Here is a 25,131-nt window from a genome sequence, read left to right as displayed (position 1 = left end):
CCACGGCATCGGTCTGTCTACCAAGGCTCATCCAGGAAAAGCGGCAGGCGCAGCGGCTCGATCAGCCCTTCACGCTGGCCGCACATTTCATCATGGACAACCTGTTGAATCAGCGTACAGGGCAGGCGCGGCACATCGCGCAACAGCTCCCGCAGATGCGTGGTGGAGCGAACTCGAAACGAATGTCCCGACTCGTCAAGCAACGTGAACACTTCCCGGTCCAATCGGACACGTAGAAGGTAGATTCCGCCTTCCAGTGAGAGCAATTCCAACTCGACGATCCGACCCTCGACGGCCAGTTGGAGCAGTTCTTTCAAAGTCATGGCATGTCCCCCGCCTGGCGACGGAAGAACAGCGTCACTTGTCCCAATTCGATGCCGGCTTTGCTCATGCTGGAGCGGTTGATCAGCGTGTCCTCGTCCATAAGGTACATCCAGTCGTCAAACGTCACCTCGTAAGTGGAATCGTCCACTTGCAGGTTCAGTCGATAGCGCCAGCGCAGCGCATTGCCCGCCACCTCCCCTAACGCCTCGCCAATTACATCGTCGGCGCGACCACTCCAAAGGCCCGGGCCGGTTGGCGTCAATGTCCAGACCCTACGCTGCCGGCTTCCATCGCTGTAGAGAAAACGCTCGTCGAGTATCAGTCGATCGCCCTCGCGGCGGCTGGAAATATCCACTTCGAAACGCTTGATCACTTCGCCCGAGCGCTTCTGATAGATGCCCCAGGCCTTGACGGGTTTGCTGAAGAAACGCTCCAGGTCGAGTTGCGGTTGCTGGTCGGCATAGCGGCCTACGTTGACATTGCCGCAACTGGTCAGGCCCATCACCAGCAACAAGATGGCCAGCAGACGGATCATGGCGTGCTCCTTTTTGCGTTTGACGTATCGAGCCCCAGCAATCGTTGGCGCAACTCGGGATGACGCGTGCGCGGATCGAGCCAGATCGAGAAAAAACATCGGGAGAACAGCGTGTCGGCAATCTCGCGGGAAAGGCGTCCATCGACATAAAAGCGACTGCCTTGGCCGGGCAGGTACACGCCGGTGATGCGAGTGCCGGGTTGCACATCGACAAAGGCACCGCGCATCTGCGCCGCCCAGGCTTCCAGGCGCCCGGCATCCTGCACCGTGCCGGTGACGCGTTGCATTTCCTCAAGGCTGGTTTCGACCAGGTCCTGCTTGCTGATGCGGCGCCGATAATCGAGTTCAAGGGCAAAAGGCGTGTCCAGGCTCGGCTTGGACACGGTGCTCCAGAGCCGCGCCCGGTAGACGGCGAACCCGTACCAGCGAAAATCTGCCTCGCCGATCAGATCCGCTCCGGGCAAGGCCTCGCGCCAATCCGCCAAGGCATCACTGGCGTACAGCGCCAGCGCAAGGCTCATGGCACTTATCAAGCGGTGGCGGGCGGCTAAGGATCTGGGCATGGGCAAGCAACCGGTTTGCGAAGGCAAACCGATATTTGTACAACATCATAGTTTTGTACAGCTTTTTTGTAGGCAAATACCTTGGGATTTTCCCTAGACGCTTTCCGGTACATCAACCTGCAGCGGCACCACCCGCCTCGCCACCGGCCCTGCCAACGTGGCCGTCGCAGCCTCGACCAAGGCATCGACGGCCTCTTCCGCCAAGGCGATCACCGGATGGGAAAGTACTGCCTGGACCAACCCGGTCTTCAACGCGTCGCGGGTCAGCGGCGTGAGGTCATGGCACACCACCACGGGCAGGCGAAGCTGTTGTTCCTGAAGGCTACGCAGGGCGCGCAACACCCCGGCGATGCCGCCGCCAGCCACATAGAGCCCCGCCAGGTCGGGTTCTGCCGTGAGCAGGTCGAGCGTATTGCCATAAGCGAATTCATCGTCTTCCAGGGTCAGGCGCGAGGCGAGCAGTTCCCATTCACCGGACTGCTCCGCCAGGTAGCTGCGAAAGCTCAGTTCGCACAATTCCTGGCACTGGAAACGCTGGCTGCTGAGCATGACCGCCGCTGGACCGGGCTGCCTGGCGAGGCGGCTGATGAACCAGCCAGCCGTACGGCCTGTGAGGCGGTTGTCGAGGCCGGCGTAGCCGGTGCCGGCGCTGCTCGACAATTCCGACAGCAACGCTACCACCGATATGCCTGTCTCACGCAATTGGGCCACCGCCTCGCGCACCCTGGGGTGATCGACCGCCACCACGCCGAGGCCGTCCACCTGGTCGCGCAGGGCCAGGATGCGTTGCGCCACGTTGACGGGGTCGAGGTCGTCCAGGTAACCGATGACCACCCGAATGCGCGCTCGCGCGCAGGTGGCGGCGGCGTTTGACAGGGCGTGGGCCAGCCCTTGGTAGAACGGCACCCCGCTTTTCTGCAACAGGAAGCCCAAGCGCAAGGTGGGACGGTCGTTGAGCACCCGTTGCTCGATCACGGCCTTGGCATGAAAACCCAAGCGCCCGGCCGCCGCGGCGATGCGCTGGGCGGTGTCGGCGCGGACATCGGCGCGCAGGTTCAGAACTCGGTCGACGGTCGACAGGCTCACGCCGGCTTCCCGGGCGACGTCGGCCATGGTCGGTCGTAGTTTTCGGCGGGGTTGCTTTGACATGTCTTGACACCTCTTTCCGGCATCATGAGGGGTTTTGCCACATTAAGCCATCACCCCATGGCCCGCTCCCCGCCGAGGCAATAGCATCAGGGCAAGACAAAAACAACAACACCGCCGGAGTGCTTCCATGGCGATTCACATCTGCACGGCGCCCTGCTGCTGGGGCGTCGATGACATCAAGAACCCGTTCCTGCCGCCGTGGCAACGGGTGTTGGGCGAAGCCGCCGAGGCCGGTTATCGCGGCATCGAGTTGGGGCCTTGCGGCTATCTGCCGCTGGAGGCCGAGACCCTCAGCCCAGCGCTGTCGGAGCACGGCCTTCACATCGTCGCGGGGACGATTTTCGATGACTTGGTAAGTCCGGCCAACCTGCCGGAGTTGCTGCGCCAGGCCCACGCCATTTGCGGATTGCTCAAACAGTTGCCGCCCATCGAACCACAACCCGGCCAACGCTTCGGTGGCCCCTACCTGGTGATCATCGACTGGGGCCACGAAGAACGCGACTACGCGGCCGGCCACTCGGACCGCGCGCCACGCCTGGACGACGCGCGCTGGAACGCCATGATGGCGCACATCCGCGCCGTCGCCGACATCGCCTGGCACGCCTACGGCATCCGTGCCGTCATCCATCCTCACGCGGGCGGCCACATCGAATTCGCCGATGAGCTGGCGCGGCTGGTGGATGATATTCCCCCCGACGTCGCCGGATTGTGCCTGGACACCGGGCACCTCTATTACGCAGGCATGGACCCCCTCGCATCGCTGCGTACCTACGCTCATCGCGTGGATTACCTGCACTTCAAGGACATCGACCCGGCGGTCTTCGACCAGGTGTTGAACGAACGCATCCGCTTCTTCGCAGCCTGCGCCCGGGGCGTGATGTGCCCGATCGGGCGTGGCGTCATCGATTACCCGGCGTTGCATCGCCTCCTACATGAGCTCGGTTACCAAGGCTGCATCACCGTCGAACAGGAACGCGACCCGCGCAATGCCGCCAGCAGCCTGGAAGACGTGGCGGCCAGCCGCGCCTATCTATCCCGCATCGGTTTTTAAAGGAAAAGGAGTCCTCATGATCAATGGCAGCAACATCCTTGCACGCCCCCTCCGCTGGGCCATGGTCGGCGGCGGCGAACACAGCCAGATTGGCTACATCCACCGCTCGGCCGCCCTGCGCGACCGCAACTTCGAACTGGTTGCCGCCGCGCTGGACATCGACCCCGAGCGTGGCCGGGCCTTCGGCCAACGGCTGGGGATCGACCCGGCGCGCTGTTATCCGGACTACCTGAGCCTGTTCGAGCTGGAAGCGCAGCGGCCCGACGGCATCGAGGCGGTGTCGATCGCCACCCCCAACGGCACGCATTACGCCATTACCCGCGCAGCCCTTGAAGCCGGCTTGCATGTGGTCTGCGAAAAACCGCTGTGCTTCACCCTCGACGAGGCCGAGGCGCTGCGGGACCTGGCGAAATCCAAGGGCCGCATCGTCGGCCTGACCTACGGCTATGCCGGGCACCAGTTGATTGAGCAGGCGCGGGCGATGATCGCCGCCCACGAGCTGGGGGAGATTCGCATGGTGCACATGCAGTTCGCCCACGGTTTCCATAGCGCACCGGTAGAGGCGCAGAACCAGGCGACGCAATGGCGCGTCGACCCGCGCCAGGCAGGGCCCAGTTATGTGTTGGGCGACGTGGGCACGCATCCGCTGTACCTGTCCAAAGTCATGTTGCCCGCCTTCAAGATCAAGCGCCTGATGTGCAGCCGGCAAAGCTTCGTCGCCAGCCGCGCCCCGCTGGAGGACAACGCCTACACCTTGATGGAATACGAAAGCGGCGCGATGGGCATGGTCTGGTCCAGCGCGGTGAACGCCGGTTCCATGCACGGCCAGAAGGTCCGCGTGATCGGGTCCCGGGCGAGCCTGGAATGGTGGGACGAACGCCCGAACCAGCTGAGTTTCGAAATCCAGGGCCAACCCGCGCAAACCCTCGAGCGCGGCATGGGCTACTTGCATCCCGACGCGCTGCAAGACGATCGCATCGGTGGCGGCCACCCCGAAGGGCTGTTCGAAGGCTGGTCCAACCTCTATCGCCGCTTCGCCCTCGCCATGGACGCCGCCAACCGTGGCGACACCGAGACGCTGGCCGCGCTGCGCTACCCCGACATCGACGCTGGCGTGGACGGCGTGCGCTGGGTCGAGCGTTGCGTGGAATCGGCTGACAACGATTCAACCTGGGTCGCCTACTAACCCGCTGCGAGAGAATTCCTGTGGCGAGGGAGCTTGCTCCCGCTGGGGCGCGAAGCGGCCCCTTTTTTGGGACTGCTGCGCAGTCCAGCGGGAGCAAGCTCCCTCGCCACGGTCATGAACGTTCCCCAAGGAGAACAACAATGAAAATCGCCCTCGATCCCTACATGCACCGCCACCTGAGCCTGCCGGACCTCTGCCGCAAGACCGCCGAGCTCGGCTACGAATACCTCGAGCTGTCGCCACGGGAAGATTTCCTGCCGTGGTGGGTTCGCCCGCGGGCCCACAAGGAACGCATCGCCGAATTCAAGAAGGCCCTGCGCGACCACGATTTGCAACTGGCTTCGCTGCTACCCATGTACCGCTGGGCCAGCCCGCACGAGGACGAGCGCCGGGCTGCGGTGAACTATTGGAAGGAAGCGATCCAGGTCGCCGTGGAGATGGGCTGCACCACGATGAACTCGGAATTCGGCCGCGGACCGTCGCCGGATCGCGGGCATAAGGTCAGTTGCTGTGGCGGCGTGCACAGCCATGAGTCGAGCGAAGCGGCCTGGTGGCGTTCGATGGAGGAATTGGTGCCGATCCTCGAATCCGAAGGCGTCACGCTCAACGTCGAGCCCCATCCGGAGGACTGGTGCGAGACGCTGCACCCGGCCCTGGACATGCTCAAGACCATTGGCTCGGACAACGTCAAGTTCCTCTACTGCACGCCCCACACCTTCTACTTCGGCGACGACATGAAAGCCATGATCGCCGAAGCCGGGCCGATGATTGCCCACGTGCACATCGCCGACACCTACAACCACAAGGCCTCGTCCGGCCTGCGCTACATCGTCAACCCGCCCGGCGCCAAAGTGACGGTGCACCAGCACATGGACATGCACCAGGGCGAGATCGACTGGGACCTGTTCTTTGGCGAGCTGGCCAAGACCGGCTTCGATGGCATCGTCACCGCGTGCGTGTTCGGCTGGGAGGAACGCGCGGATGAATCCGGGCGCTTCATGCGCCAGGAAATCCAGGCCTACGTCGATAAGTATTTCAGGTAAACCCGCTCGTCACGGCAGCAACGGCACGATCCGCGGCTCGATCGCCTGTTCGCTGATCTCCAGCAGCGCCAGCGTCACCGGCAGCTTGAAACGCCGCCGGCCGGCGCTGCCAGGGTTGAGGTAGAGCCGCTCGCCGCGCCATTCGATCAACGGTTTGTGGGAGTGGCCGGTGACCACCAGTCTTACGTCCGGGCCAAGGGGCGTCGGCACGTCGGCGATGTCATGGACCAACAGCACTTGCCATCCGCCGAGGTCGAACTGCAGGCAATCGGCGATGTGCCCTGCCCAATCGGCCCCCAGATCATTGTTTCCCCGCACCACATGCAGCTCGGCGATGGCGGACAATGCCTCCAGAATCTGCGGGCTGCCTATATCACCGGCATGAATGATCCGCTCGCAGCCTTGCAGCGCCGCAAGCGCTTCGGGGCGCAGCAGGCCGTGGGTATCGGAAATGACGCCAACTTTCATGAACCTTCCTCCTGCGGCGTGTGTCGTGGGCTATATCTATCTCGTCGCAGTTAGCTAACGTGCTGAAATCGAATAGGATAGGCTCCGCGCTGAAAGCCGCGAACCTGTCGTGGAAAGGATATGTGAATGCTCGGATGCAAGCAGCCAGAGCCAAAAATCGAAAGCCCCGATGAAGCCTTCTCCCAGCAGGCTGTGCGAGCCGGGGCGGCGTTTCGGTTGACCGTCAGTTTCATGCTCGTGGTCATCATCGCCTTCCTGGCCGTCGAAGGCTGGCGAACATGGCGTGATTATCGCGCGGCCTTTGCCTCTGCGCGCGATTCGGTCACCAACCTGGCACGGGCAACCGCCCAACACGCCGAAGACACCATCCGACAAGTCGACGTGGTGACCGCCGCCCTCGCCGAACGCGTGGAAGGCGATGGTCTGCAAAACATGGACATCCCGCGCATCCATAGGCTGCTGGTGCAACAGGCCGCGATCATGCCGCAGTTGCACGGGCTGTTCATCTATGGCCCGGATGGCCAATGGCTGGCGACGGACAAGGAGGTGATCCCGGAAACGGCGAACAACGCCGACCGCGACTATTTCCAGTACCACCGCACCCACGACGACCGGGGCGTACGCATCGGCGAGGTGATCAACAGCCGCTCCACCAATGATTTGATCATTCCAGTCTCCAGGCGCCTGAACAACCCCGACGGTTCGTTCGCGGGCGTGCTGCTCGGGACCGTCAAGGTCAGCTATTTCGTCGATTACTACGGTGATTTCAAGATCGACGACAAGGGCGCGCTGGTCCTGGCGACACGCAGTGGAACGATCCTGGTGCGCCGGCCTTTCGTCGCCTCGGTGATCGGCAAGAGCTTGGTCAACAGCGTGATTTTCCGGGAGCATTTGCCCACCTCCAACCAGGGCATCGCCGAAGCCAGGGCCGTCGTCGACGCCACCGAGCGCCTCTACGGCTATCGCGCCCTGACCACCTACCCCTTGGTGGTGGAGGCCGGCCTGTCCCGGGATTCAATCATCGGCCCCTGGCGTCGCGACCTGTTCAAGACCAGCCTGGTGCTGGTGTTCCTGATCTCGGTGCTGGTGGCTTTCGGTCTCATCGTGCTGAGCCAGTTGCGCTATCGCATGACCATGGAAAAGCAGATCCGCAGCGCCCACCAGGCCATGCGCGAAATGGCGCTGACCGACAGCCTGACCGGGCTGGGCAATCGTCGGCGGCTGGACATTGCCCTGGCCGATGAGCTGCGCCTGGCCAAGCGCCAGGGTTCGTCCCTGGCCCTGATCATGCTCGACGTCGATTACTTCAAGCGCTTCAACGACCGCTACGGCCACGCCGCCGGTGACGACTGCCTGCGGGCCATTGCCGGCGCGATCGGGCAGACGATCAAGCGACCGGGTGACCTGGCGGTCCGCTACGGCGGCGAGGAGTTCACCGTGTTGCTGCCCAACACGGACAGCCCTGGCGCCGCCAAGGTCGCGCAGCAAATCCTCGAAGCCGTCCGGGCCTTGAACATCGAGCATGGCGATCATCCCTTGGGGATCGTGACCATCAGCGCCGGCATCACCACCTGCCAGCCAAGCAACGAGGACGCGACCCCGGCCATGCTGATCAAGGCCGCAGACGCGTTTTTGTACCTGGCGAAGAACACCGGGCGAAACCGCTGGTGCAGTGCCGGTGCTTCCCGGCCCTGACGCGGCGATCAACCGCATATCGCCTCATATCACCCAATGTCGGGTTGCGCAGGTGCCGATCCGGCGCCTGGCGGCTACAATGCGCGCTTCGACCGTGACCAGCCTGACTAAAAAAACATGTCCTTGCCTAAACATCATCTGGAATTGCTCAGCCCCGCCCGCGACGTGACCATCGCCCGCGAGGCCATCCTGCATGGCGCCGATGCCGTGTACATCGGTGGCCCGAGTTTCGGCGCGCGTCACAACGCCTGCAACGAGGTGAGCGATATCGCCCAGTTGGTGGAGTTCGCCCACCGCTACCACGCCCGGGTGTTCACCACGATCAACACGATCCTGCACGACAACGAGCTGGAGCCGGCCCGCCAGTTGATCCACCAGCTCTATGACGCCGGCGTCGATGCCCTGATCGTCCAGGACCTGGGCGTGATGGAACTGGACATCCCGCCGATCGAGCTGCACGCCAGCACCCAGACCGACATTCGCACCCTCGCCCGGGCGAAATTCCTCGACCAGGCCGGTTTCTCGCAACTGGTATTGGCCCGTGAGCTGAACCTGCAGGAAATCCGCGCCATCGCCGACGAGACCGACGCGGCCATCGAGTTCTTCATCCACGGCGCGCTGTGCGTGGCGTTTTCCGGGCAGTGCAACATCTCCCACGCGCAAAACGGCCGTAGCGCCAACCGAGGCGATTGCTCCCAGGCCTGCCGCCTGCCCTATACCCTGAAAGATGATCAGGGCCGGGTGGTCGCCTACGAGAAACACCTGCTGTCGATGAAAGACAACAACCAGAGCGCCAACATCCGCGCCCTGGTGGAGGCTGGCGTACGCTCGTTCAAGATCGAGGGTCGCTACAAGGATGCGGCCTATGTGAAGAACATCACCGCCTATTATCGCCAGCGCCTGGACGATGTACTCGAAGACCGCCCCGACCTGGCCCGCGCCTCCAGTGGCCGCATCGCGCATTTCTTCGTGCCGGACCCGGACAAGACCTTCCACCGTGGCAGCACTGACTATTTCGTCAGCGAGCGCAAGATCGACATCGGCGCCTTCGATTCGCCGACGTTCACCGGCGTACCGGTGGGCGTGGTGGAGAAAGTCGGCAAGCGTGACCTGCAAGTGGTGACCTCTGACCCGCTGTCCAACGGCGACGGCCTCAACGTGCTGGTCAAGCGCGAAGTGGTGGGTTTCCGGGCCAACATCGCCGAACCCAAGGGCGAGTTCCTCGATGACGAAGGCCAGAAGCGCTACCGCTACCGCGTCGAGCCCAACGAAATGCCGGCCGGCATGTACCAATTGCGCCCCAATCATCCGCTGAGCCGCAACCTCGATCACAACTGGCAGCAAGCGTTGCTCAAGACCTCCGCCGAGCGCCGGGTGGGCCTGGCCTGGGTCGCACAGTTGCGTGAAGAGCGCCTGGCGCTGACCGCCACCAGCGAAGAAGGCATCAGCGCCAGCGTGGCCCTCGACGGTCCCTTCGGCCTGGCGAACAAGCCGGAGCAAGCCCTGGAACAATTGCAGGACCTGCTCGGCCAACTGGGCACCACCGAGTATCACGCCACGTCGATCAAGCTGGACGCGCCCCAGGCGTTTTTCATTCCCAACTCCCAGCTCAAGGCGCTGCGCCGCGAGGTGATCGAAGCCCTGACCACGGCACGCGTCGCGGCGCACCCACGGGGCGGGCGCAAGGCCGAGACCACGCCGCCGCCGGTGTACCCGGAATCGCACCTGTCATTCCTGGCCAATGTCTACAACCAGAAGGCCCGGGACTTCTACCACCGCCACGGCGTCAAGCTGATCGACGCGGCGTTCGAAGCCCACGAGGAAACCGGCGAAGTGCCGGTGATGATCACCAAGCACTGCCTGCGTTTCTCATTCAACCTCTGCCCCAAGCAGGCCAAGGGCGTCACCGGCGTGCGCACCAAGGTTGCGCCGATGCAGTTGATTCACGGTGATGAAGTGCTGACGCTGAAGTTCGACTGCAAGCCCTGCGAGATGCACGTGGTCGGCAAGATCAAGGGGCACATCCTCGACCTGCCGCTGCCGGGCAGCACCGCGCAGCCGGTGGTGGGGCATATCAGCCCGGAAGATTTGCTCAAGACGATTCCGCGCGGGACGCATTGATCGGCGGGTCAGTTACCTCTCGGTTGAATGGACCGACGTCTTCGCGAGCAAGCCCGCTCCCACAGTAAGTGCTGCTACTCAGCCGCCTCTGCTGATCTTTTGTGGGAGCGGGCTTGCTCGCGAAGGCGATATTCCAGCCGCCGGAAAAGTTGGATCAGACGCGGCGCAGGGATTTTTCATTTCTGCGCCGTTTGCGCTTTTCCGGGCGACATATTCCGTTCAAGGGGCTCCCCCAATCCGCGTTCATGATGCTAGGTTGTAAGTGATTGTTTCATCTAACGACACTTTTCCCCTGCAAAGGAATGCCTGCCACCATGAACTTCCCGTTCAAGCGTCTTGCTATCGCCACCCTCGTCCTGTCCACCCTCGCCTCCCTGCCGTTATCGGCCAATGCCAACATCACCGCGCAACAAAGCGCGGACTTCGTCAAAGCATTCAGCGATACCTCGGTCAGCGATTTCCGCCAGTTCCTGGCAAGCGTCGCCAAGAGTGACCTGGCCAAGTCCGCCAACCTCAGCCCCGCTATCAGCGCTTTCCAAGACAACAAAACCCTGTCCGCCGAGCAACAGAACGAGATCCATCGGCTGCTGGGTCTCTACGCCCGGGTGAAGTACGGCAAGGCCGCCACCGAGACCTTGCGCCAGTTGGTGGAAATCCCGACCTATCGCAAGGACGGCGTGGCCCAGCATGAAAACCCGGAATTCCTGAAGATCGCCGACAAGATCAAGAGCCTGGCCAACGACTTCAACCTGAACTTCCGCAACATCGACAACCGCGTCTATGAGATTTCCCTCGAAGGCAGCGGCGACGAAGTCGTGGGCATTCACGCCCATGCCGACGTGGTGCCGGTGACGCCGGAAAACTGGGTGCTCAAGGACGGCACCAAGCTTGATCCGTTCAAGGTCACCCTGGTGGGCGATCGCATGTACGGTCGCGGCACCGAGGACGACAAGAACGGCATCGTCGTGGCGCTCTACGCCATGAAGATCATCAAGGAAGAAAAACTGCCGCTGGCGCGTCACTTCAAGCTGCTGGTCGACACCACCGAAGAAACCACCGGCGATGCCATTCCCTATTATTTCGAGCGCAACCCGACGCCCAATTACAACCTGGCGCTGGATGGCAGCTACCCGGTGGTGATCGCCGAGAAAGGCTATGGCACGGTCATGGCCAATTTCCCGCGTCGCGCGGGCCAGGGCAAAGGCGCCGAGATCACCGGGCTGACCGGCGGCATGGCGACCAACCAGATCCCATCGACTTCAGTCGCGACATTCGCCACCGACAAGCCCGCCGAACTGGCCGCCAGCCTGCGCAAGGCCGGCACCGACTACGCCAAGGCCAATGGCGGCGACTTTGAGGTAAAAAGCGAGGTGGACGGCAAGACGGTCAAGCTGACCTTCACTGGCGTTTCCGCCCACTCCTCCGAGCCTGAGTCAGGCGTCAACCCGGTGGCCAGGATGCTGGTGTTCATCAACGGCCTCGACGGCAAGGTCGCGCTCAAGCACAACCACATCACCGACTCCGCCCGCTATGCCACTGACAATTGGGGCCTGGATTACCTGGGCAAGAAACTGGGCATCGGCTTCTCCGACGCATTCATGGGCCCGCTGACCGCCTCCCTGACCTACGTCGGGATGGATGACAAGACCTTCAAGCTGGCCGTGAACCTGCGGGTGCCCGTGGGCAAGCCGACCGAGACGCTGAAGACGGAGATCAACGACAAGCTTTCCGCCTGGGCCAAGAAGTCCAAGGTCGCGGTGGCCTTCGATAACTCTATCGACGAACCGATGTACCGCAACCCCGAAGGCGAATGGGTCAAGGCGCTGCTGGCCGTGGCCACCGAGAACCTGGGCATGGCGCATAAGTTCGGCACCTCCGCTGGCGCCACGTCGGTCCATGACTTGCCGAACGGCGTGCAATTCGGCCTGGCCATGCCCGATGTGAAGTACACCGGTCACAACGACAACGAGTTCAAGACCGTGGAGCAGTTCCTGCTGGACCTGCAGGTCGTGACCGAAATGATGGGGCGGATCGGGCAGTTGCCGAAGCTCTAACTACTCCTGCCCAGCAATGCTATCTGAAGTTTGCGGGTTCTAATGTGGCGAGGGGATTTAGCGAAACGTCGCACCGCCCCGCTGGGCTGCGCAGCGGCCCCAAGATATTGCGGTCGCTGCGCAACCGAGCGGGGATAAATCCCCTCGCCACAGGTTATTCATTATTTCAGATGATCAGCGGTTTCATCCGGTGCCTTGTCCGTCACATCCACCACGTCTATCCCCCAATCCCCATGCAGGTACCAATCCTCGCCGATCATCTCCGCCGGGTGCATCGTGCGGTCGGCGCCGTTGCCGCACGCCAGCGCGGTCGACGCGCAGTAACGGTCGCACCCCCAACAAATGCGCTCGGGATGTTTGGGACTGATGGGAAAGGGCTTTGCCATGACGACCCCGCATGCCGGATGGATGTACCCCACCCTACCCTGGCGCCGCGCGGCGTCCCTTGATTCCGGTCAAGAACAGCGATCCGGGGAAAATCACGCTGAAAATTGACAAGAATCATTATTATTCGCAGCGAAGCTTCCTAGACTCGGCGCCATCACTTAGCCAACCAGGAAGTCATCATGCGCACACTCGCTCCCCTGTCCCTCGCCCTGTTGTGTCTCGCACCGCTGGCCCAGGCCAAGGAATACCCCATCGGCGAACCGCAACTGTGCCCTGGGCTTGAAGTCGGCGCGGTGTACCTGCAACCGATCGAAATGGCCCCCGCCGGCATGATGCGCGCCACCGCCGATTCCGATGTGCACCTGGAGGCCGACATTCGCGCCACGGCGGACAACCAGCAGGGCTTCCAGGAAGGCAGCTTCGTGCCCTATCTCAACGTCTCGTTCCAGTTGAAGAAACAAGGCAACGACACCGAGCTCAAGGGCGATTTCCACGCCATGGTCGCCAACGACGGACCGCACTACGGCGATAACGTGAAGCTGCTCGGCCCCGGCAAATACCAACTGACCTTCACCGTACTGCCGCCGGCTGGCCACGCATCCCTCGGCCGTCACACCGACAAGGAAACCGGCGTGGCGCCGTGGTTCGAGCGCTGTGAGCTGCGTTACGAATTCGTCTACGCCGGGATCGGAAAAAAAGGCGGGTACTGAAGATGAGTTGCCGATTCATCTGGCTGATGCTGGCCGGCCTGTCGCTGCCATCGATCGCCGAGGCCGAACTGCTCACTTACGAGCTGAGCATGCGCGACGGGCAGTTCACCCCGCCGCAGCTTGAAGTGCCGGCCGGCCAGCGTTTCAAGATCGTGCTGAAGAACATCGGCCAAGGCCCGGCGGAATTCGAAAGCACGCCGCTACGGGTCGAGAAGGTCCTGTCCCCCGGCGTGACCAGCTTCGTGGTGATCCACCCGCTGCGCCCCGGCCGTTACCCGTTCTTCGATGAATTCAACCCGCAGTTACCCGAGGGCAGCATTCTCGCCCGCTAATCCTCAGGAGAGGTTCGAATGACGCAATCGATATTCATTGTCTGGCGCGAAAGCGTCGAGGCCTTGCTGGTGATCGGCATTCTCCAGGCCTGGGTGAGCCGCCAGCAGCAGGCCGACCGACTGCTGCGCTACGTTTGGAGTGGCGCGGCCCTCGGCCTGTTGCTGTCGGGCGTGCTGGCCGGTTTGATCCTGTTGGCCGGCGAAGCCATGAGCGGCGGCGCCAACGAGTGGTTCCAGGCGTCGTTGGCGCTGGTCGCCAGTCTGCTGATCGTGCAAATGGTCGGCTGGGTGCATCGCAACGCCGGCACGCTCAAGCATGACCTCACGCGTCAGGCCGACCAACGCCTGGGGCGCCAGGGTGGGATGGGGCTGCTGGTGCTGGCGTTGCTTGCCGTCAGCCGCGAAGGCAGCGAAACCGTGGTCTTTCTCTACGGCGCCGGCGCCCGGCTGGAAGGTCCTTCACTGGGGTTGTTCGCGGTCGGCGCGGTGGCCGGATTGGTCTTGTCGCTGCTGACCGTTTCCCTGCTCCACGGCAGCCGCCGATTCATCTCGTGGCCGCGCTTCTTCGCCATCAGCGAAGCGATCCTGCTGCTGTTGGGCTCGGCGCTTCTGGTCAGCGGTGTCGAGCGGATCGGCGGGCAACTGTTGGCGATGGATTGGCCGGAGGCGGTGTATCGCGCCATCGGCGATGCGCTGTGGGACAGCAGCGCCGTGCTGGACGACGGCCATGGCTTGGGCGCTTTTCTCGCCGACTTCACCGGTTATCGCGCCAGCCCCAGCCTGCTGACGTTGCTGGTGTGGCTCGGTTATTGGCTGGCCGTCGCCGGTTGGCTGCGGCCACGCAGCAAGGTGGAAAACCTGCCATGCCCGACCTGAACCCGGCGCTCCAGCGCCTCGGCGACGGCATGCGCCGCCATGGCGCGACCATCCGCACCGTGCAATGGGCGGTGGTGCTGTTCTACGCCGTGCTGTTGGTTCTCCCGGCGATGTTGCCGTTGCCGGACAGCCAGGCGCATCTCCTGGACAACTTGACGTTGTTGGCGCAGTTCCTGTTCTGGGGGATCTGGTGGCCGTTCGTGTTGCTGTCTATCGTCCTGTTCGGCCGGCTCTGGTGTGGCGTGCTGTGTCCCGAAGGCGCCTTGAGCGAATGGGCCAGCCGATACGGCCGTGGCCTCGGCGTGCCACGGGGATTGCGCTGGGCCGGTTGGCCGACCCTGGCGTTCTGCCTGACCACGCTCTACGGCCAGTTGATCAGCGTCTATGACTATGCCCAGGCGGCGCTGCTGATCCTCGGTGGCTCGACCGTCGCGGCGGTCGTCGTGGGATTGCTGTTCGCCCGTGGCAAACGGGTGTGGTGCCGTTACCTGTGCCCGGTCAGCGGCGTCTTTGCCCTGCTCGCCCGCCTCGCACCCGTGCACTTCCACGTGGATGAAAAACGCTGGCTGGAAAACCCGGCGCCGCGCCGCCCGCCGCCCAACTGCGCGCCTTTGCTCGACATCCGCCGGATGCGCGGCGCCGCCGATTGCCATGCCTGTGGCCGTTGCAGCGGCCAGCGCGACGCGGTGCGGCTGATCGCCCGCTCCAGCAATCAGGAAATCCTCCAGGCCACCCCAACCACGGTCTCGCCTTGGGATGTGCGCTTGCTGTTCTTCGGGGTCATTGGCCTGGCGATGGGCGCGTTCCAGTGGACCGTCAGCCCTTGGTTCATCGCCTTGAAACAGGGGTTGGCCCAATGGCTGGTGTCGCACGACGTGACCTGGCCGTTGATGGACAACGCGCCGTGGTGGTTGCTGACGCACTATCCGCGGCTCAACGACAGTTTCAGTTGGCTGGACGGTTTTTGCATCGTCGCCTATCTGGGCATGAGTGCGTTGCTGATGGGCACTGCGTTGATGCTACTGATGCGCCTGGCGGCCCGACTCTCGGGTGATGCTGCACAGTATTGGCCCTTGGCCATCACCCTGGTGCCCCTCGGCGGTGCAGGGTTGTTCCTCGGCCTGTCGGCCACCACGGTGAAGCTGTTGCGCTACGAAGGGTTGTTGCTGGAATGGGTTCAGCCAGCCCGGGCGATGCTACTGGTCGCGGCCATCGGCTGGAGCTTGCTGCTGGGCTGGAAAGTGCTCGGCCGCGACGGCGCCGGGCCGATCCGGCGGCTGCCCGCCATGGCCTGCCTGGTGCTGGCGAGCGGCTTGGTGGGATACGGTTGGTGGTTGCAGTTCTGGGGGTGGTAACACGAAGCCACCAACGTCCCCTGTGGGAGCGGGCTTGCTCGCGAAGGCGTCGGCACATCCAACTCCGATGCAAACTGACCCACCGCCTTCGCGAGCAAGCTCGCTCCCACAGGGATTCGCGGCGTCCACCATGTCCAGGCTCAAACACAAATCCAATGTGGGAGCGGGCTTGCTCGCGAAGGCGTCGGCACATCCAACCTAATTCAAACAGACCCACCGCCTTCGCGAGCAGGCTCGCTCCCACAGGGATTTGCGGCGTCCACCATGTCCAGACTCAAACACAAAGCCAATGTGGGCGCGAGCTTGCTCGCGAAGGCGTCGGCACATCCAACCTAATTCAAACAGACCCACCGCCTTCGCGAGCAGGCTCGCTCCCACAGGGATTTGCGGCGTCCACCATGTCCAGACTCAAACACAAAGCCAATGTGGGAGCGAGCTTGCTCGCGAAGGCGTCGGCACATTCAACCTTAATTCAAACAGACCCACCGCCTTCGCGAGCAAGCTCGCCCACAGGGATTCGCGGCGTCCACCATTTCCAGGCTCAAACACAAATCCAATGTGGGAGCGAGCTTGCTCGCGAAGGCGTCGGCACATTCAAAACATGTGCAAACTGACCCACCGCTTTCGCGAGCAAGCTCGCCCACAGGGATTTGCGGCGTCCACCATTTCCAGGCTCAAACACAAAGCCAATGTGGGAGCGAGCTTGCTCGCGAAGGCCTCGGCACATTCAAAACATGTGCAAACTGACCCACCGCTTTCGCGAGCAAGCTCGCCCACAGGGATTTGCGGCGTCCACCATTTCCAGGCTCAAACACAAAGCCAATGTGGGAGCGAGCTTGCTCGCGAAGGCCTCGGCACATTCAAAACATGTGCAAACTGACCCACCGCTTTCGCGAGCAAGCCCGCTCCCACACAAGCTCGCTCTCACACAAGCCCGGTGCTACAAGGGCTACACCTTGAACCGCGCCACCGTCTCATGCAGCGACCCGGCCATCTGCGCCAAATCCTGGCCCGCCGTGTCGGTATGACGCGCACCGAGCAGCACCTGCTCGGAGAGGTTGCGGATGCCCACCAGGTTGCGGTCCACCTCGCGGGCCACCAGCGCCTGTTGTTCCGTGGCGCTGGCGATCATCAGGTTGCGCTCGTTGATCTGCGAGATCGAGCGGGCGATTTCATCCAGTGCCTCGCCCGAGCGCTGGGCCACTTGCAGCGTGGTCCGCACCCGTTCGCTGTTGCCTTGCATGGCGCTGACGGCCTGCTCGCTGTCCTGGCGGATGTTGCCGATCATGTCTTCGATTTCCCGGGTCGAGTCCTGGGTGCGATGGGCCAGGGCGCGCACCTCGTCGGCCACCACCGCGAACCCGCGTCCGGCATCCCCGGCCCGGGCCGCTTCGATGGCCGCGTTGAGCGCCAGCAGGTTGGTCTGTTCGGCAATGCCACGGATGACGTCCAGCACCGAGCTGATGTCCTGGACGCGTCCCGCCAGTTGCTGGATTCGTCCCGAAGTGTCGCTCACGCCGTCGGCCAAGGCATGGATCGACGCCACGGTTTCCTGGACCTGCTCCCTGCCGCGCTGGGCGGTCTGCTCGGAGAGTCGCGAGGCTTCGCTGGTGCTCACGGCGTTGCGCGCCACTTCATCCACCGCCGCGGTCATCTGGTTCACCGCCGCCGCGGCCTGTTCGATTTCCTGGCCTTGCAACTGCAAGGTGCTGTTGGTCTGGCTGCTCACCGCGCTCAACTCCTCGGACGAACTGGCGACCCGATCCACCGACGCCGCAATCTGCCGGACCATCGTATTCAGGCTCTGCTGCATATCGTGCATGCTGCCCATGACGCTGTCGTTCGCCCCGATACCCACCGGCACCCGGATCGTCAGGTCGCCACGGGCGATGTGGCTCAGCACCCGCGCCGCATCATTGGGTTCGCCGCCGAGCGGACGGGTCACGCTGCGCGTCACCAGCAGCGCGACGGTGCTCACCACGGCCAGGCAAGCCAGCACCAACGCGAGCATGTTGCGTCGCGCCTCGCTATAGCGCGCCTGGGCCAGTTGTTCGCGCTCGCCAAAAATCCTGCCTTGCATCGCCATCATCACTTCAAGGCTCTTGTACACCTCAAGCTCCGCCGGGATCACGCCCTGCTTGAGCTGCGTCATCGCCTCGTCCGTCGCGCCCTGGCGGATCAGCGCCTGCACCTGGACGAACGCGGCCACGTAGGCTTCGCGGCGCTTCTTCAACTCGGCGTAGGCGGCCTTGCCTTCGGGTTGGTCGAACAGCGGCTCCAGCGTCGCAAAAGCCTGGGTGATGCGCTGGCGGGTGGTGTCGATGGATTGCTGGACCTGGGTGTTGTTCTTGTCGATCAACAGATCCCGAGTGTTCCTGGCGTTGTCGCGCACGCCCGTGGCGATGACCATGATCGGATCGATCTTCGGCCAATCCTGCCGGACGATCTGCACCGCCTGGTCACGCAGCATCGCCAAGTCGTTCAAGGCGTACAGTGCCAGGGCGATCAACGCCAGTGGCGCGATGGCAAAGCCGATCACGATACGTTGGGCAGTGGTGAATCTGGTCATGTCAAATGCTCCCTGTTCAACTACCTGCCGACTGGCAGCGCATTTGAAAACCATTGGAAAAAGTGTGGCCCGGACATCCCGGGCCGCTGTCGATGATGGATTCCCGCTGTCGCTCAACTGCGTAGAACGAACGAGGGAAACAACTCGCGCAGGGCGGCCCACAGCTCGGGCTGCAAGGCGTGTGCCGAAACGCTGGAAAGGTGGGGGTCGAGCATCCGCGCAGTGCGTACCAACTGCACGGCAAAACGACTGACGCCCCGCTCGCTCAAGCGGCGGGCCAGGGCCAGCAGTCGGTCGGGGTCGAACAGGTGCCAATGCACGGTGGTCCGGCATTCATAGTCCACGCCGCTGTCCAGCAGATGGTCGAGGCTGCGCCAGTTCGCCGCGCCGCTGCCTTCGACCCGGGTCACGTCCAGGGCGTCCTCGGGCAAGGCCTTGATGTCGAAGCCGACCCAATCGGCCTGTCCGACCACCTTGGCGAAAGCCGCTGGCTTGATACCGGCGCTGTGCAGGCCGATGCGAAAACCCATCTGCCGCACTTCGTCCATGGCCGCAGCCAGGCCGTCCTGCAAGGTCGGCTCGCCGCCACTGAACACCACGGCGTCGAGCAGATCCTGGCGACGTTGGAGGAACGCCAGCACCCGACACCAATCCACTTCCTCGCTGCCGCGCGGCGGGATCAGTTGCGGGTTATGGCAATAACGACAACGCCAGGCACAACCCTGGCAGAACAGTACGCAGGCCAGTTGGCCGGGATAATCGAGGGTGGTCAGGGGCACCATGCCCCCGACCCGTAGCACTCGACTCATGGACGCCCGGCCGCGCGTTCGGTGAAGTGCACCCGCTCGCGGTGTTCGGATTGCTTGCCCGGGTTGAAGGCCGCCACCGGGCGGTGATAGCCCATGACTCGGGTCCAGACTTCGCAACGTTGACGCTGTGCCTGTGGAATCGTTTGTACTGCGCTCATGGATAAAGCTCCTTGCGGTCGATGGATTCAGTGAACGGTGCCTTGGTGCTGTTGTTGCAACAGCAAGGCCTCGTCGCATTTCGGGCAGAACTCGTGTTCGCCGGCCAGGTAGCCGTGCACCGGGCAGATGGAGAAGGTCGGCGTGATGGTCAGGTACGGCAGGCGGAAACGCCCCAGCGCCTTGCGCACCAGTTGCTTGCAGGCCTGGGTCGAGGAAATCTGCTCGGCCATGTACAGGTGCAACACGGTGCCGCCGGTGTACTTGCATTGCAGCTCGTCTTGCAGCTCCAGGGCTTCGAACGGATCCTCGGTGAAGCCCACCGGCAACTGCGACGAGTTGGTGTAGTAAGGCGCGACCGGGCTGCCGGCCTGAAGGATGTCGGGATAGCGCTTGAGGTCTTCCTTGGCGAAGCGATATGTGGTGCCTTCGGCGGGCGTGGCTTCGAGGTTGTAGAGGTGGCCGGTTTCCTCTTGGAAACGCAGCAATGTGGCGCGCACGTGGTCCAGTAGTTTCAGCGCGAAGGCCCGGCCCTGTTCGGTGTGCAGGCCCTCCTGGTCATCAGTGAAATTGCGCAGCATTTCGTGCAGGCCGTTCACGCCGATGGTGGAAAAGTGATTGCGCAAGGTGCCGAGGTAACGCTTGGTATACGGGTACAAACCGGCATCCATGTGATGCTGGATGACCTTGCGCTTGACCTCCAGGCTCTCCTTCGCCAGTTCCATCAGGGTATCGATGCGTTGCAGCAGCCCGCTGGTGTTGCCTTTGTACAGGTAGCCCAGGCGCGCGCAGTTGATCGTCACCACGCCCAGGGACCCGGTCTGCTCCGCGGAGCCGAACAAGCCGCCACCGCGCTTGAGCAGCTCGCGCACGTCCAGTTGCAAGCGGCAGCACATCGACCGCACCTGGTTGGGTTGCATGTCCGAATTGAGGAAGTTCTGGAAATACGGCAGGCCATAGCGGGCCGTCATCTCGAACAAGCGGTCGGCGTTCTCGCTGTCCCAGGGGAAATCATGGGTGATGTTGTAGGTCGGGATCGGGAAGGTGAACACCCTGCCCTTCGCGTCGCCAGCCTGCATCACCTCGATATAGGCGCGGTTGATCAACTCCATTTCCGCTTGCAGGTCACCGTAGGCGAACGGCATTTCTTCGCCGCCGATCACCGGGATCTGTTCCCGCAGGTCCTGTGGGCAGACCCAGTCGAAGGTGAGGTTGGTGAACGGCGTTTGCGTGCCCCAGCGCGACGGTACGTTGAGGTTGTAGATGAATTCCTGCAGCGACTGACGGATGTCGTCGTAGCTGAGGTTGTCCTTGCGCACATAAGGCGCCAGGTAGGTGTCGAACGAACTGAACGCCTGGGCGCCGGCCCATTCGTTTTGCAGGGTGCCGAGGAAATTCACCATCTGCCCCAGGGCGCTGCTCAAATGTTTGGGCGGCCCGGCCTCGACCCGCCCGGGTACGCCGTTGAGGCCTTCGTGCAATAACGTGCGCAAGGACCAGCCGGCGCAATAGCCGGCGAGCATGTCCAGATCGTGGATATGCAGGTCCGCCTCGCGGTGCGCCTCGCCAATGGCTTGGCTGTAGACCTCGTCCAGCCAGTAGTTGGCGGTGACCTTGCCCGACACGTTGAGGATCAACCCGCCCAGGGAATAACCCTGGTTGGCGTTGGCCTGCACGCGCCAGTCTTCGCGATCGAGGTATTCGTTCATCGACGTGGCGACTTCCACCAGCGTGCGGCGATCCCGGCGCAGGCGTCCGTGCTGCTCGCGGTAGACGATGTAGGCGCGCATGGACAGGAAATACCCGGCGTCCATCAGCACGCGCTCGACGCGGTCCTGGATCTGCTCGACGTTCAAGCGTGTCTGCCCTTCCAACCTCGCCAAGACTGCCTCAAGCAAGCCTTCGGCCTCGGCTTCGGCGTATTCACCGGTGGCCTTGCCGGCGGCGATCAACGCCTGGCGGATCTTGTCCGCGTCAAAGGCGACCACACTGCCATCGCGCTTGTGCAAGCGGTTACACCCTACTGAGATCAACGTGCTCTGCATTTTCGCTCCAGACACTACATATAGGTGTTATTTATCTTTAAGACACAATATGCAGTGGAGGATACGTCTGAAGGGATTGCTTGAAATTGACTGATGTCAAGAAGGACCACAGCTTGGAAAGCTCTTTCGTGAGCACCGAAAACCGTGGCGAGGGGATTTATCCCCGCTGGGCTGCGCAGCAGCCCCTAAGCAGTCAACTTTAACCTGCCTGACACACTGGGTTGACTGCATTTAGGGCCGCTACGCGCCCCAGCGGGGATAAATCCCCTCGCCACAAAAGCCCGCCATCCTCAGCCACCGCTCATGTTCATGAACCGCACGATCTGCACTTCCCCGCCAGGGCTGAAGTCGTGCTGCAAGGGCTTGCCCTTGAGTGCCTGCTTGATCGATTGAACGATCGGCTGGTCATCCAACGGATACCGCCGCAACAAGCCCCGAAGATCCAGCGAGTTCTCCTGCCCCAGGCACAACAGCAAGCGCCCTTCGACCGTCATGCGCACCCGATTGCAACTGGCGCAGAAGTTGTGGGTGTTGGGCGAGATGAAACCGATCCGTGTATCCGGGTGGCGTTCCAGACGCACATAGCGCGCCGGTCCACCGCTGCTCTCGGCACTGTCGAGCAGGCGATGATGACGGGCGATCTCGGCCCGGACGTCATCGCTGGAACAGAACGACTCACCCCGGGACCGCCCCACGTCGCCGAGGGGCATCTCTTCGATGAAACTGATGTCGATGCGCCGGTCGATGGCGTACTGCACCAACGCCGGCACCTCATCGAAGTTGCGCCCCTTCATCACCACACAGTTGAGTTTGATCCGCTCGAATCCCGCGCCGGTTGCCGCCTCGATGCCGGCCAGCACCCGATCCAGATCGCCGTTGCGGGTGATGGCCCGGAAACGCTCGCCGTCGAGGCTGTCGAGGCTGATGTTCATGCGCTTGACGCCAGCATCCACCAGCGGCCGGGCCAAACGTCCGAGCTGCGAGCCGTTGCTGGTCATCACCAGCTCCCGCAGGCCGGGCAATGCCGCGATGTCACGACACAGCCCGACGATGCCCGGACGGATCAGCGGCTCGCCGCCGGTGAGGCGAATCTTCTTCACCCCCAGGCCGACGAACAACCGCGCCAGGCGCTGCAACTCTTCCAGGGTCAAGACTTGCTGGCGCGGCAGGAAGGTCATGTTTTTCGCCATGCAATACACACAGCGAAAATCACAACGATCGGTCACCGACATCCGCAAATAATCGATCTGGCGCCCAAATCCATCCTGCAACACCGCGTTCATGCGTACCTCCCGGTTGAGCCGCTATTCACTGCACCAGCGGCGAGTCGGCGCCCTGAAGATGAATGCCGCGAATATCCGCCGCACCGATCAGGGTTTGCAGGTACTGCACCAGCGCTTTTTGCCACACGCCCTGCTGCAACTGGGTGCGAATCGCCGTCGCCACCGCCTCGTACGGCAACGGCTGGCCGTCGATGCGCTGGTCGATGCTGATCACGTGCCAGCCATAACGGCTTTCCAGCGGTTTGCTCGCCAGGCCCGCCGGCAGGGTGAACAACTGGCGCTCCAGTTCCGGCACGGTCTGGCCCTTGCTGATCTGCCCCAGCGAACCGCCCTGCTCCTTGGACGGACACGCCGAATACTTCAGCGCCAACTCGGCGAAGCTGCCGGGGAACTGATCGAGCCGTTCCAGCAGCAACTCGGCCTGGACGTGGGCCAGGCTGCGGGCCTCGGCATCGTCCGGCGCGCATTCGAGCAGGATGTGCCGCACCGCCAGCAACGGCGCGCTGTGAAAGCGCGCACGATTGCTCTCGTAGTAATGCAGGCACGTAGCCTCGTCGCACTGTGGCACCTGCACCTCACGTTCGAGCAACAGCCGCGTCGCCGCTTCCTCTTCGTTTTCACCGGCACCGACCTGCAACGCCAGGCCAAGCTCGGCGATGCGTTGCTGGAGCAATTCACGGATCACCAGGGCACGGGCGGCCTGGTAGACCGCCTCCTCACGGCTTTCGGCCGGGTGATATTGCAGTTCCTGGGCCATCGCCTGCGGGGCGATCGACACCCCGTTGACGCTGATGATCGGCCACTCCTGCTCACTGCTGGCGATCAACTGTGGCGCTTCATCCGCCACTGCCTGCTCGGCCTGGGCCGGCTCGAACGCCACCGCCCCCACCGGTTCGATATCGACTGTCGGCGCGGTTTTAGCCGAGGAACCGCAACCGCCACCACCACTACCGCCACCACATCCGCATCCACTCGCCATGATCTTCTCCTCAGAACTTCTGCCGAACGATTTGATAACGACGCCCCAGGTACCAGACCGGCGCGCTGACGATGTGCACCAGGCGGGTGAACGGGAACAACACGAACAGGGTCAGGCCCAACAGCACGTGAAGCTTGTAGACCAGCCCCACCGGCGCCATCGAGGTCGCGGCTTCAACCGGACGCAACAGCACGGTGTTCTGTGCCCAGTCCGCCAGCATCACCATCACCGAACCGTCCATATGGGCGGTGGACGCGACGATGGTCATCAGCCCCAACACCAGTTGCACCAGCAGCACCACCAGTACGAGGATGTCCGACACATTGGAGGTGGCGCGCACCCGAGGGTCGGTCAGGCGCCGGTTGAGCAGCATCAGCAAACCGATCAGGCCGAGCACACCGAAGAAACCGCCGGAAACCATCGCCAGCAACTGCTTGTTCTCGGTGCTCAGGAAGTGGTGATAAACCGCCGAAGGCGTCAGCAGCCCGACGAAGTGCCCGGCCAGCACGAACAGCACGCCGACATGGAACAGGTTGCTCGCCACGCGCATGCCGCGCTTATTGAGCATCTGGCTCGAACCGGCCTTCCAGGTGTACTGGGACAGGTCGAACCGCGCCCAACTGCCGATCAGGCAGATCGCCAGGGCGACATACGGATAGACCCCGAACAACAACAGATCCCATTTAGACATTGCCCACCTCCCCGGCCGGCGCGGCGGCCAGCCCTTCATGCTGAAAATCCACCCAGTGCAGCGGCACTGCACTTTCTTCCCGGGCCCGGCCCGGCGCGCTCGGCATCGAGCTGCAACGGTCTTGTTGCTCGGCCTTCATGAAATCCACCGCCTCTTCTTCCCAGACTTTGTCCAGGGCTTCGAGGGAGTCATCCCTATGCTCGGCTTTCACCTGTTCGAGCATCTCGGCCACCGCCGCCTGGGGTTCGGCCCCGGCGATTTGCAACAAGGCCCGGAAACAACTGGCGTAGGCGCTTTCCCGCTCTTCCAGGCGCGCCGCGAGCAAGGCCAGCAGGTGCGCGACATCGGCCAGGCCCTCGCGGGCCTCCAAGTCTTCGCGGGTGGAGAGGAACTCCAGGTACAACGGGATGTAGTCGGGCAGCTCCTTGATGCCGATGGCAAACCCGGCTTCTTCGTACTGGGCCATCATGTCGACCATGGCCTGGCCCCGGTCGCGGGACTCGCCATGGACGTGTTCGAACAACAACAGCGACAACGAACGACCGCGGCCGAACAGCGCGCCGTAGTGCTCCTGGCCGTCCATCAGGTCCTGGCCGCAGATCAACTCCAGCAGCTCGAACAACCCGGCGCGCTGGGCGGGACTGATTTCCCGCGCCTGCACGATCGCCTGCTCCAGCTCGTCGCGTCCGGCCACCAGGTTTTCGGTCGGGTAGTCGAGCAGCAACGAAATCACTTTGAGAATGCGCATGC

Annotated in this window: 22 protein-coding genes and 1 pseudogene; 10 read left to right on the top strand and 13 right to left on the bottom strand. The window is 63.1% G+C overall.

Annotated elements, in window-relative coordinates; translation table 11 throughout:
* Positions 1-17 precede the first annotated feature (17 nt).
* The 4 genes from KSS97_RS14680 to KSS97_RS14665 all read right to left on the bottom strand — a co-directional run bounded on the left by KSS97_RS14680 (position 18) and on the right by KSS97_RS14665 (position 2,571).
* Positions 18-323, bottom strand: a complete 306-nt coding sequence (locus KSS97_RS14680; protein WP_039591072.1) for a DUF6482 family protein — start codon at positions 321-323, stop codon at positions 18-20.
* Positions 320-859, bottom strand: coding sequence for a DUF3833 domain-containing protein (locus tag KSS97_RS14675; RefSeq protein ID WP_030138823.1), 540 nt, complete (start codon positions 857-859; stop codon positions 320-322). Before KSS97_RS14675 ends, KSS97_RS14680 begins: the two co-directional genes overlap by 4 nt.
* The gene (locus KSS97_RS14670) at positions 856-1,422 is read right to left on the bottom strand and encodes a chalcone isomerase family protein (protein WP_033864438.1); all 567 of its coding nucleotides are present in this window, start codon (positions 1,420-1,422) and stop codon (positions 856-858) included. The genes KSS97_RS14675 and KSS97_RS14670 overlap by 4 nt, the downstream gene beginning before the upstream one ends.
* 93 nt (positions 1,423-1,515) lie before the next feature.
* On the bottom strand, positions 1,516-2,571 hold the full coding sequence (locus KSS97_RS14665) for a LacI family DNA-binding transcriptional regulator (protein WP_045155838.1): 1,056 nt from the start codon (positions 2,569-2,571) through the stop codon (positions 1,516-1,518).
* Between the two features lie 127 nt (positions 2,572-2,698).
* On the opposite strand from KSS97_RS14665, the gene KSS97_RS14660 reads away from it, so the two are divergent.
* From KSS97_RS14660 to KSS97_RS14650, 3 genes are all read left to right on the top strand, one after another.
* On the top strand, positions 2,699-3,622 hold the full coding sequence (locus KSS97_RS14660) for a TIM barrel protein (protein WP_217859442.1): 924 nt from the start codon (positions 2,699-2,701) through the stop codon (positions 3,620-3,622).
* A gap of 16 nt (positions 3,623-3,638) precedes the next feature.
* Positions 3,639-4,808, top strand: coding sequence for a Gfo/Idh/MocA family protein (locus tag KSS97_RS14655; protein WP_217859441.1), 1,170 nt, complete (start codon positions 3,639-3,641; stop codon positions 4,806-4,808).
* A gap of 140 nt (positions 4,809-4,948) precedes the next feature.
* Positions 4,949-5,851, top strand: coding sequence for a sugar phosphate isomerase/epimerase family protein (locus KSS97_RS14650; protein ID WP_045155837.1), 903 nt, complete (start codon positions 4,949-4,951; stop codon positions 5,849-5,851).
* Between the two features lie 9 nt (positions 5,852-5,860).
* Here KSS97_RS14650 and KSS97_RS14645 read toward each other — a convergent pair whose 3' ends face one another.
* Positions 5,861-6,319: a metallophosphoesterase family protein gene (locus tag KSS97_RS14645; RefSeq protein ID WP_217859440.1), complete on the bottom strand. Its 459-nt coding sequence runs from the start codon at positions 6,317-6,319 to the stop codon at positions 5,861-5,863.
* Between the two features lie 126 nt (positions 6,320-6,445).
* On the opposite strand from KSS97_RS14645, the gene KSS97_RS14640 reads away from it, so the two are divergent.
* The 3 genes from KSS97_RS14640 to KSS97_RS14630 all read left to right on the top strand — a co-directional run bounded on the left by KSS97_RS14640 (position 6,446) and on the right by KSS97_RS14630 (position 12,189).
* Positions 6,446-8,014 (top strand): sensor domain-containing diguanylate cyclase, encoded by a 1,569-nt coding sequence (locus KSS97_RS14640; protein ID WP_217859439.1) that lies wholly within the window; start codon positions 6,446-6,448, stop codon positions 8,012-8,014.
* A 117-nt stretch (positions 8,015-8,131) separates the two neighbouring features.
* Positions 8,132-10,135 carry a peptidase U32 family protein gene (locus KSS97_RS14635; RefSeq protein ID WP_217859438.1) on the top strand — a complete coding sequence of 668 codons (2,004 nt, stop codon included), beginning with the start codon at positions 8,132-8,134 and terminating at the stop codon, positions 10,133-10,135.
* A gap of 314 nt (positions 10,136-10,449) precedes the next feature.
* Entirely contained in the window at positions 10,450-12,189 is a 1,740-nt protein-coding gene (locus KSS97_RS14630) for a dipeptidase (protein WP_217859437.1), read from the top strand.
* A gap of 161 nt (positions 12,190-12,350) precedes the next feature.
* On the opposite strand, the gene KSS97_RS14625 is transcribed toward KSS97_RS14630, so the two are convergent.
* Entirely contained in the window at positions 12,351-12,575 is a 225-nt protein-coding gene (locus KSS97_RS14625; protein WP_198796535.1) for a DUF3079 domain-containing protein, read from the bottom strand.
* 180 nt (positions 12,576-12,755) lie between these two features.
* Here KSS97_RS14625 and KSS97_RS14620 point away from each other — a divergent pair, with 180 nt between their 5' ends.
* The 4 genes from KSS97_RS14620 to KSS97_RS14605 are packed head-to-tail and all read left to right on the top strand — an operon-like array spanning position 12,756 to position 15,849.
* The gene (locus KSS97_RS14620) at positions 12,756-13,286 is read left to right on the top strand and encodes an iron transporter (protein ID WP_030138811.1); all 531 of its coding nucleotides are present in this window, start codon (positions 12,756-12,758) and stop codon (positions 13,284-13,286) included.
* Positions 13,287-13,288: 2 nt separating this feature from the next.
* On the top strand, positions 13,289-13,618 hold the full coding sequence (locus KSS97_RS14615; protein WP_030138810.1) for a cupredoxin domain-containing protein: 330 nt from the start codon (positions 13,289-13,291) through the stop codon (positions 13,616-13,618).
* An 18-nt stretch (positions 13,619-13,636) separates the two neighbouring features.
* Positions 13,637-14,494, top strand: coding sequence for an FTR1 family iron permease (locus KSS97_RS14610; RefSeq protein WP_217859436.1), 858 nt, complete (start codon positions 13,637-13,639; stop codon positions 14,492-14,494).
* The gene (locus KSS97_RS14605; protein ID WP_217859435.1) at positions 14,482-15,849 is read left to right on the top strand and encodes a 4Fe-4S binding protein; all 1,368 of its coding nucleotides are present in this window, start codon (positions 14,482-14,484) and stop codon (positions 15,847-15,849) included. Before KSS97_RS14610 ends, KSS97_RS14605 begins: the two co-directional genes overlap by 13 nt.
* A 949-nt stretch (positions 15,850-16,798) precedes the next feature.
* On the opposite strand, the gene KSS97_RS14600 is transcribed toward KSS97_RS14605, so the two are convergent.
* The 7 genes and pseudogenes from KSS97_RS14600 to narJ all read right to left on the bottom strand — a co-directional run bounded on the left by KSS97_RS14600 (position 16,799) and on the right by narJ (position 25,129).
* On the bottom strand, positions 16,799-18,418 hold the full coding sequence (locus KSS97_RS14600) for a methyl-accepting chemotaxis protein (RefSeq protein ID WP_217859434.1): 1,620 nt from the start codon (positions 18,416-18,418) through the stop codon (positions 16,799-16,801).
* 113 nt (positions 18,419-18,531) lie between these two features.
* Positions 18,532-19,227 (bottom strand): anaerobic ribonucleoside-triphosphate reductase activating protein, encoded by a 696-nt coding sequence (locus tag KSS97_RS14595; protein ID WP_225936038.1) that lies wholly within the window; start codon positions 19,225-19,227, stop codon positions 18,532-18,534.
* Positions 19,224-21,428, bottom strand: a pseudogene (locus KSS97_RS14585) (ribonucleoside triphosphate reductase). Before KSS97_RS14585 ends, KSS97_RS14595 begins: the two are co-directional and overlap by 4 nt.
* A 290-nt stretch (positions 21,429-21,718) precedes the next feature.
* Positions 21,719-22,711, bottom strand: a complete 993-nt coding sequence (gene moaA, locus KSS97_RS14580) for a GTP 3',8-cyclase MoaA (protein ID WP_198798233.1) — start codon at positions 22,709-22,711, stop codon at positions 21,719-21,721.
* Positions 22,712-22,736: 25 nt separating this feature from the next.
* Positions 22,737-23,690 carry a peptidylprolyl isomerase gene (locus tag KSS97_RS14575; protein ID WP_217859433.1) on the bottom strand — a complete coding sequence of 318 codons (954 nt, stop codon included), beginning with the start codon at positions 23,688-23,690 and terminating at the stop codon, positions 22,737-22,739.
* Positions 23,691-23,700: 10 nt separating this feature from the next.
* A complete protein-coding gene (gene narI, locus KSS97_RS14570; protein WP_030137647.1) occupies positions 23,701-24,381 on the bottom strand; it encodes a respiratory nitrate reductase subunit gamma in 681 nt (226 codons plus the stop codon).
* Positions 24,374-25,129: a nitrate reductase molybdenum cofactor assembly chaperone gene (gene narJ, locus KSS97_RS14565; RefSeq protein WP_030137648.1), complete on the bottom strand. Its 756-nt coding sequence runs from the start codon at positions 25,127-25,129 to the stop codon at positions 24,374-24,376. The genes narI and narJ overlap by 8 nt, the downstream gene beginning before the upstream one ends.
* Positions 25,130-25,131: the final 2 nt, after the last annotated feature.

The organism is Pseudomonas alvandae (assembly GCF_019141525.1).
GTDB classification, from domain to species: Bacteria; Pseudomonadota; Gammaproteobacteria; order Pseudomonadales; family Pseudomonadaceae; genus Aquipseudomonas; species Aquipseudomonas alvandae.
Note: the sequence above shows the minus strand (reverse complement) of the source record. Positions and strands in the feature narration are given on the sequence as shown.

Excerpts from the sequence above, each read along its gene's own strand:
- KSS97_RS14625 (WP_198796535.1), bottom strand. The coding sequence starts at position 12,575 with ATGGCAAAGCCCTTTCCCATCAGTCCCAAACATCCCGAGCGCATTTGT.
- KSS97_RS14650 (WP_045155837.1), top strand. The coding sequence starts at position 4,949 with ATGAAAATCGCCCTCGATCCCTACATGCACCGCCACCTGAGCCTGCCG.
- KSS97_RS14620 (WP_030138811.1), top strand. The coding sequence starts at position 12,756 with ATGCGCACACTCGCTCCCCTGTCCCTCGCCCTGTTGTGTCTCGCACCG.
- KSS97_RS14655 (WP_217859441.1), top strand. The coding sequence starts at position 3,639 with ATGATCAATGGCAGCAACATCCTTGCACGCCCCCTCCGCTGGGCCATG.
- KSS97_RS14675 (WP_030138823.1), bottom strand. The coding sequence starts at position 859 with ATGATCCGTCTGCTGGCCATCTTGTTGCTGGTGATGGGCCTGACCAGT.
- KSS97_RS14680 (WP_039591072.1), bottom strand. The coding sequence starts at position 323 with ATGACTTTGAAAGAACTGCTCCAACTGGCCGTCGAGGGTCGGATCGTC.
- KSS97_RS14595 (WP_225936038.1), bottom strand. The coding sequence starts at position 19,227 with ATGAGTCGAGTGCTACGGGTCGGGGGCATGGTGCCCCTGACCACCCTC.
- KSS97_RS14660 (WP_217859442.1), top strand. The coding sequence starts at position 2,699 with ATGGCGATTCACATCTGCACGGCGCCCTGCTGCTGGGGCGTCGATGAC.
- KSS97_RS14670 (WP_033864438.1), bottom strand. The coding sequence starts at position 1,422 with ATGCCCAGATCCTTAGCCGCCCGCCACCGCTTGATAAGTGCCATGAGC.
- KSS97_RS14615 (WP_030138810.1), top strand. The coding sequence starts at position 13,289 with ATGAGTTGCCGATTCATCTGGCTGATGCTGGCCGGCCTGTCGCTGCCA.
- KSS97_RS14665 (WP_045155838.1), bottom strand. The coding sequence starts at position 2,571 with ATGTCAAAGCAACCCCGCCGAAAACTACGACCGACCATGGCCGACGTC.
- KSS97_RS14610 (WP_217859436.1), top strand. The coding sequence starts at position 13,637 with ATGACGCAATCGATATTCATTGTCTGGCGCGAAAGCGTCGAGGCCTTG.
- narJ (WP_030137648.1), bottom strand. The coding sequence starts at position 25,129 with ATGCGCATTCTCAAAGTGATTTCGTTGCTGCTCGACTACCCGACCGAA.
- KSS97_RS14630 (WP_217859437.1), top strand. The coding sequence starts at position 10,450 with ATGAACTTCCCGTTCAAGCGTCTTGCTATCGCCACCCTCGTCCTGTCC.
- KSS97_RS14645 (WP_217859440.1), bottom strand. The coding sequence starts at position 6,319 with ATGAAAGTTGGCGTCATTTCCGATACCCACGGCCTGCTGCGCCCCGAA.
- KSS97_RS14605 (WP_217859435.1), top strand. The coding sequence starts at position 14,482 with ATGCCCGACCTGAACCCGGCGCTCCAGCGCCTCGGCGACGGCATGCGC.
- narI (WP_030137647.1), bottom strand. The coding sequence starts at position 24,381 with ATGTCTAAATGGGATCTGTTGTTGTTCGGGGTCTATCCGTATGTCGCC.
- KSS97_RS14600 (WP_217859434.1), bottom strand. The coding sequence starts at position 18,418 with ATGACCAGATTCACCACTGCCCAACGTATCGTGATCGGCTTTGCCATC.
- KSS97_RS14635 (WP_217859438.1), top strand. The coding sequence starts at position 8,132 with ATGTCCTTGCCTAAACATCATCTGGAATTGCTCAGCCCCGCCCGCGAC.
- KSS97_RS14640 (WP_217859439.1), top strand. The coding sequence starts at position 6,446 with ATGCTCGGATGCAAGCAGCCAGAGCCAAAAATCGAAAGCCCCGATGAA.
- KSS97_RS14575 (WP_217859433.1), bottom strand. The coding sequence starts at position 23,690 with ATGGCGAGTGGATGCGGATGTGGTGGCGGTAGTGGTGGTGGCGGTTGC.
- moaA (WP_198798233.1), bottom strand. The coding sequence starts at position 22,711 with ATGAACGCGGTGTTGCAGGATGGATTTGGGCGCCAGATCGATTATTTG.